The 5,657-nt window shown below is 73.0% G+C and carries 5 protein-coding genes; 3 read left to right on the top strand and 2 right to left on the bottom strand.

The genetic code is table 11. The features are described 5' to 3' along the window. Positions 1 to 1,014, top strand: a 1,014-nt coding sequence (locus HOY81_RS26515; protein WP_237323251.1) for an aldehyde dehydrogenase family protein, incomplete at its 5' end; no start/stop codon positions are given. 45 nt (positions 1,015 to 1,059) lie between these two features. Here the strand turns inward: HOY81_RS26515 and HOY81_RS26510 are convergent. After that, a complete protein-coding gene (locus HOY81_RS26510) occupies positions 1,060 to 1,830 on the bottom strand; it encodes a DUF4239 domain-containing protein (protein WP_237323250.1) in 771 nt (256 codons plus the stop codon). Between the two features lie 974 nt (positions 1,831 to 2,804). Further along, on the bottom strand, positions 2,805 to 3,020 hold the full coding sequence (locus tag HOY81_RS26505; RefSeq protein ID WP_237323249.1) for a hypothetical protein: 216 nt from the start codon (positions 3,018 to 3,020) through the stop codon (positions 2,805 to 2,807). Positions 3,021 to 3,384: 364 nt separating this feature from the next. Here HOY81_RS26505 and HOY81_RS26500 point away from each other — a divergent pair, with 364 nt between their 5' ends. Then, the gene (locus tag HOY81_RS26500; RefSeq protein WP_237323248.1) at positions 3,385 to 3,600 is read left to right on the top strand and encodes a winged helix-turn-helix domain-containing protein; all 216 of its coding nucleotides are present in this window, start codon (positions 3,385 to 3,387) and stop codon (positions 3,598 to 3,600) included. A 160-nt stretch (positions 3,601 to 3,760) separates the two neighbouring features. Further along, positions 3,761 to 5,657 (top strand): acyl-CoA dehydrogenase family protein (locus HOY81_RS26495; protein WP_237323247.1); only part of this gene is annotated, 1,897 nt, incomplete at its 3' end.

Raw genomic sequence — 5,657 nt, 5'->3', positions numbered from 1 at the left:
GGCCCGGTGCTGGGCATCGCGCCCTTCAACTTCCCCCTCAACCTCTGCGCGCACAAGGTCGCCCCGGCCCTCGCCGTGGGCACCCCCATCCTCCTCAAGCCGGCCCCGGCCACGCCGCTCTCCGGCCTGCTGATCGGCGAGCTGCTGGCCGAGACCGAGCTGCCCGAGGGGTCCTGGAGCGTGCTCCCGGTGCCCAACGACCGGATGCCCGCCCTGGTACAGGACGAGCGGCTGCCGGTGATCTCCTTCACCGGCTCCGGCCCGGTCGGCTGGTCCCTGGTGGACGCCGCACCGCGGAAGCACCTCACCCTGGAGCTCGGCGGCCAGGGCGCCGCGCTGGTGCTCGCCGACTACTCCTCGGACGCGGATCTCGACCACGCGGCGCAGCGCATCGCCACCTTCTCCAACTACCAGGGCGGCCAGTCCTGCATCTCCGTGCAGCGGGTCATCGCCGACGCCTCGGTCTACGACCGGCTGGTGCCGCGCATCGTGGCCGCCGTCGAGGCCCAGACCACCGGCGACCCGGCGGACCCGGCCACCGACGTCGGCCCGCAGATCAGCGAGGACGCGGCGAAGCGCATCGAGTCCTGGGTCGAGGAGGCCGTCTCGGCCGGCGCGACCCTGCTGACCGGCGGCAAGCGGGACGGTGCCTCCTACGCCCCGACGGTTCTGGAGAACGTCCCCCGGGACACCCAGATCGGCTGCGAGGAGGTCTTCGGCCCGGTGCTGACCCTCACCCGGGTGGACGGGGAGCAGGCCGCGTACGCCGCCGCCAACGACTCGCCGTACGGCCTCCAGGCGGGCGTCTTCACGCACGACACCCAGGCGGCATTCCGCGCACACCGGGCCCTGGAGGTCGGCGGCGTGATCGTCGGCGACGTGCCCTCGTACCGCGCCGACCAGATGCCCTACGGCGGCGCCAAGCAGTCCGGTGTCGGCCGCGAGGGCGTGCAGTTCGCCATGGAGGACTACACCTACGAGCGGGTCATGGTCCTCACCGGTCTGGAGCTGTGACCGGGCGCCGGCGGGGCGGGCCCGGCGCCCGCCCCGCCGGCCGGTTCACGCGCCCCCGGAGGCCCCGGGGAAGAGCGTGGTGAACGCCTCCTGGGGATCGGTCAGGCCGCGCTCGAACGGCGCGTCGAAGTGCCAGACCAGGAAGACCAGGAACACCACGAGCGCGCTGAACAGCCCGGCGAGCACCATCTCCCGGCGCGACCGCTGGATCTGCAGCGCGAACACCATCCCGATGGACAGCACCCCGCCGCCGACCAGCCCGAACCACACCACCGTCGGCATCGTCGGCGACGCCTCGGCGGCCCGCTGGGTCCGCGCCTCGTCCACGGCCGCGACCCGGTCGACCACGCCCTGGTACGCCTGCACCGCCCGGGGGCTCTCCACCGGCAGCTCCATGGCGTCCCGGCGCAGCGTCTCCAGCAACCGGTCGCCGCGGTGCGTCAGTTCGCCGTGCTCCACCATGTGCGGCCACTCCACCTCCAGGGTGTGCCGGACGTACGCCCGCACGTCCTCCCGGATACGGTCGCGCGCCTCCTCCGGGTAGACCTGCACCCGCACGTCGACCTCGTGCAGCGCCTGCGCCTCCCGCTGCACCGTCTCGTCGGCGGCGTTGCGCGCCTCCCAGACGCCGGCGATGGCCAGGCCCAGCACGATGGCGTAGACGACGCCGATCATCATGGTCATGTACTCGATGACGTCAGGCGTCTCGGACGGGTCGTCCTGGTCGCCCACCCGCCGCTGGCGGAGGAAGACGACACCGATCACGGTCCCGCACGCACCGACGAGACAGAGGGTGAGAATCAGCCACTGTGGCACAACCGGCTCCAGAAGGTCGCGAAGGGAGGGCGCGCCCGTTCCCGGGGAGCGGGCGCGCACAGCGGGCAGCGAGGAATCAGCAGGGTCAGCGCGTCAGCGGGTTCACGGGCCCGGCGTCAGCGGTCACCGGGAGCCGGACGGGCCGCCGCGGACGCCTCCGCCACCGCTGCCGCGGGGACGCAGGGCCGCCGCCGCCAGCACGGCCGGGGCGATGACGAGCAGGGTCCGGGTGACCATCGGCAGCCCGCCGCCGGGCTCCGTACGCGGCGTCGTGGTGAGCCCGGCGGCCTGCGGCGGTGCGGACGGTGACGGGCTCTCCGGCGGCGGCGGGGCCGGTGTGGACTCCTGGAACGGTGCCGGCTCGGGCGACGGGGGAGGCTCCGGAGCGGCCTCCTGTGGCGACGCCGGTCGCGGTGCGGGCGGTGCGGGCGCGGGTGGTTCGGCTGCGGGTGGTTCGGGCGCCGGCGGGGGCGACGGAGGCGGCGGGCTGGGGGTCGGAGCCGGTTCCGGAGGCGTGCACCGGCCTCCGCCGACGGAGGCCCGCGCCCGGGCACCCGGCGCGGCCGCACCGGCCTCCACCGCGGGCGGGCACGCGGGCTCCGGGCGTACCGTCGCGCCCACGCGTACGCCGCCCGCGTCCACCGACGCCCGTACGCCGTCCGGTCCCACGCCGACCTCGACGCTCGGGACGGGGTGAGGCTGCGGAGGCGAGGCGGCCGCAGGGGCCGCGGCGGCCGCGGCTGCCGTGAGGAGGAAGAGGCAGGCGGCCGACGCTGCCAGACGCGGACGGAGCGGTGTGGTCACACGCCGAGGATGAGCAAGCCCCGTGCCGGAGAGAAGCGACCGAACCGACAATCCCCCGATGCGCTGAACCTACCGGCGTGTCGGCATGAAACGTCGTCAACGGGACAGCGCAGTCGGAAAGTTGGCCCCGCCGCGCACCGGAGGGCGCGTTGCGCGGCGGGGACTGGGGGTCAGCGCTGGCCGTTGAGCACGAGCACGTCGTACAGGGCGTCGGCCAGCGCCCGCGCGGTGAACCGGGCCTCGTGCGCGGAGAGCTCCGGCGAACGGAGCAGTGCACGGGCATGGTCCAGGACGGCGCTCGCGTTCCGGATCAGCGCCGCGTCCTCGGGGTCCAGATCGGAGATCCAGACGGCACCGCCGATCATCTCCACCTTGGTGAGACTCACACGCCCTCCCGCACATAGGGCCGGACCAGGAGGGTGGCGTCCCCGTCGAACGGCTCCGGCCACCGCACGGCCGGGCGGCGTGAGCGCCCGGAGACAGGGGCGTGTGGGGGCACACAAGGTGGTGCGGGGGCCGTCCTCCGCCGCCGGCCCGTGGGCGGGAGGAGGCGGGCTGCCGCCCGCCGGATAAGGTCTCGCATGTCGGCACGCTCCGTTCGTGTCGGCCACGCCCCGGGACGTTGCCGCGTCGCCGGGGTCCTTTCGATCAGCACGGTCAGCGTGACACAGGCCGCTCCATACCGCTACATGGTGCAGCATGGTGCCACCCGGAGGAGTGGGCCGCGGTAGGCCGCAGCACTCTGGAGGCATGGACGAGATCCAGTACACCTACATGCGGGTGGCCGACGCAGTGGAGGCGGAGATCCGCTCGGGCCGCCTCCCGAAGGGTGCGCGACTGCCGAACGAGCGCGATCTCGCAGCCCAGCACGGAGTCGCGCCCGGAACGGCGCGGCGTGCCGTGCGCGAACTGCGGGACCGTGACCTGGTGACCACGCTCCCGAACAAGGGCACCTTCGTGCGCTGAGCAACCCCGGAGCGGGTCCCGGAACACGGAACCCACGCGCCGGAGGCGCGCAACCCCGACTACTCCGCATGCGCGGAGTCTGGTAGGGAGCGCCCGATTCGGGTACATGACGGTCCAGTAGCACCCGTCAGTAGCGCGAGAGTGCGAGGTGGACCCCGTCATGACCGTCACGGAACGTGAAGCACGAGAAGTCGCCGAGGCCGCACGCGAGCAGGACTGGCGGAAGCCCAGCTTCGCCAAGGAACTGTTCCTCGGCAGGTTCCGGCTGGACCTGATCCACCCGCACCCGGAGCCGGACCCGGAGTCGGTGCGGCGCGGCGAGGACTTCCTGGCCAAGCTCCGCGCCTTCTGCGAGAGCACCGTCGACGGGGCGCGGATCGAGCGGGACTCCCGCATCCCGGACGATGTGATCAACGGCCTCCGGGACCTCGGTGCCCTGGGCATGAAGGTCGGCACCGAGTACGGCGGGCTGGGCCTGTCGCAGGTGTACTACAACAAGGCACTGGCGATGGTCAGCTCCGCCAGTCCGGCCGTCGGCGCGCTGCTCAGCGCCCACCAGTCCATCGGTGTGCCGCAGCCGCTGAAGCTCTTCGGCACCCAGGAGCAGAAGAACGCCTTCCTGCCGCGCTGTGCCCGCACCGACATCTCCGCCTTCCTGCTCACCGAGCCGGACGTCGGCTCGGACCCGGCCCGGCTGGCCACCACGGCGGTGCCCGACGGGGACGAGTACGTCCTCGACGGGGTGAAGCTGTGGACCACCAACGGCGTCGTCGCCGACCTGCTGGTCGTGATGGCCCGGGTGCCGGAGTCCGAGGGGCACCGCGGAGGCATCAGCGCCTTCGTCGTCGAGGGCGGCTCCGAGGGCATCACCGTCGAGAACCGCAACGCCTTCATGGGCCTGCGCGGCATCGAGAACGGCGTCACCCGCTTCCACCGGGTGCGGGTGCCCAAGGCCAACCTCATCGGCAAGGAGGGCGAGGGCCTGAAGATCGCCCTGACCACCCTCAACACGGGCCGCCTCTCCCTGCCCGCCACCTGTGTGGGCTCCGGCAAGTGGTGCCTGAAGATCGCCCGGGAGTGGAGCGAGGCCCGGGTGCAGTGGGGCCGGCCGGTCGCCAAGCACGAGGCCGTCGGCAGCAAGATGTCGTTCATCGCCGCGACCACCTTCGCCCTGGAGGCGGTCGTCGACCTCTCCTCGCAGATGGCCGACGAGGACCGCAACGACATCCGCATCGAGGCCGCGCTCGCCAAGCTCTTCGGCAGCGAGATGGCCTGGCGGATGGCCGACGAACTGGTGCAGATCCGCGGCGGCCGCGGTTTCGAGACCGCGGAGTCGCTGGTGGCCCGCGGCGAGCGCGGCGTGCCGGCCGAGCAGCTCCTCCGCGACCTGCGCATCAACCGCATCTTCGAGGGCTCCACGGAGATCATGCACCTGCTGATCGCCCGGGAGGCGGTGGACGCACACCTGTCCGTCGCGGGCGACCTCGTCGCCCCGGACGCCTCGCTCGCCGACAAGCGCAAGGCCGCCCTGGCGGCCGGCAACTTCTACGCCCGCTGGCTGCCGCAGCTCGTCGCCGGGGCCGGCCAGCTCCCCGGCTCGTACGCGGAGTTCGGCGGACTCGCCACCCATCTGCGGTACGTCGAGCGCACCGCCCGCAAACTGGCCCGCTCCACCTTCTACGGGATGTCGCGCTGGCAGGCGAAGATGGAGACCAAGCAGGGCTTCCTCTCCCGCATCGTCGACATCGGCGCCGAGCTCTTCGCGATGAGCGCGGCCTGCGTACGGGCGGAGAAGCTGCTCCGTGACGGCGAGGACGGCCGGGCCGCGCACCAGCTCGCCGACGCCTTCTGCCGCCAGTCGCGGCTCCGGGTGGAGGAGCTGTTCGGGCGGCTCTGGCACAACACCGACGACCTGGACCGGTCCGTGGTGAAGGGCATCCTCTCCGGCTCCTACACCTGGCTGGAGGAAGGCGTCATCGACCCCTCGGTCGAGGGCCCGTGGATCGCCGACCAGACCCCCGGCCCCTCGCGCAAGGAGAACGTCCACCGGCCCGTCC

The sequence above is a fragment of the Streptomyces sp. JJ36 genome, from assembly GCF_021696945.1.
Taxonomy (GTDB): domain Bacteria; phylum Actinomycetota; class Actinomycetes; order Streptomycetales; family Streptomycetaceae; genus Streptomyces.
Note: the sequence above shows the minus strand (reverse complement) of the source record. Positions and strands in the feature narration are given on the sequence as shown.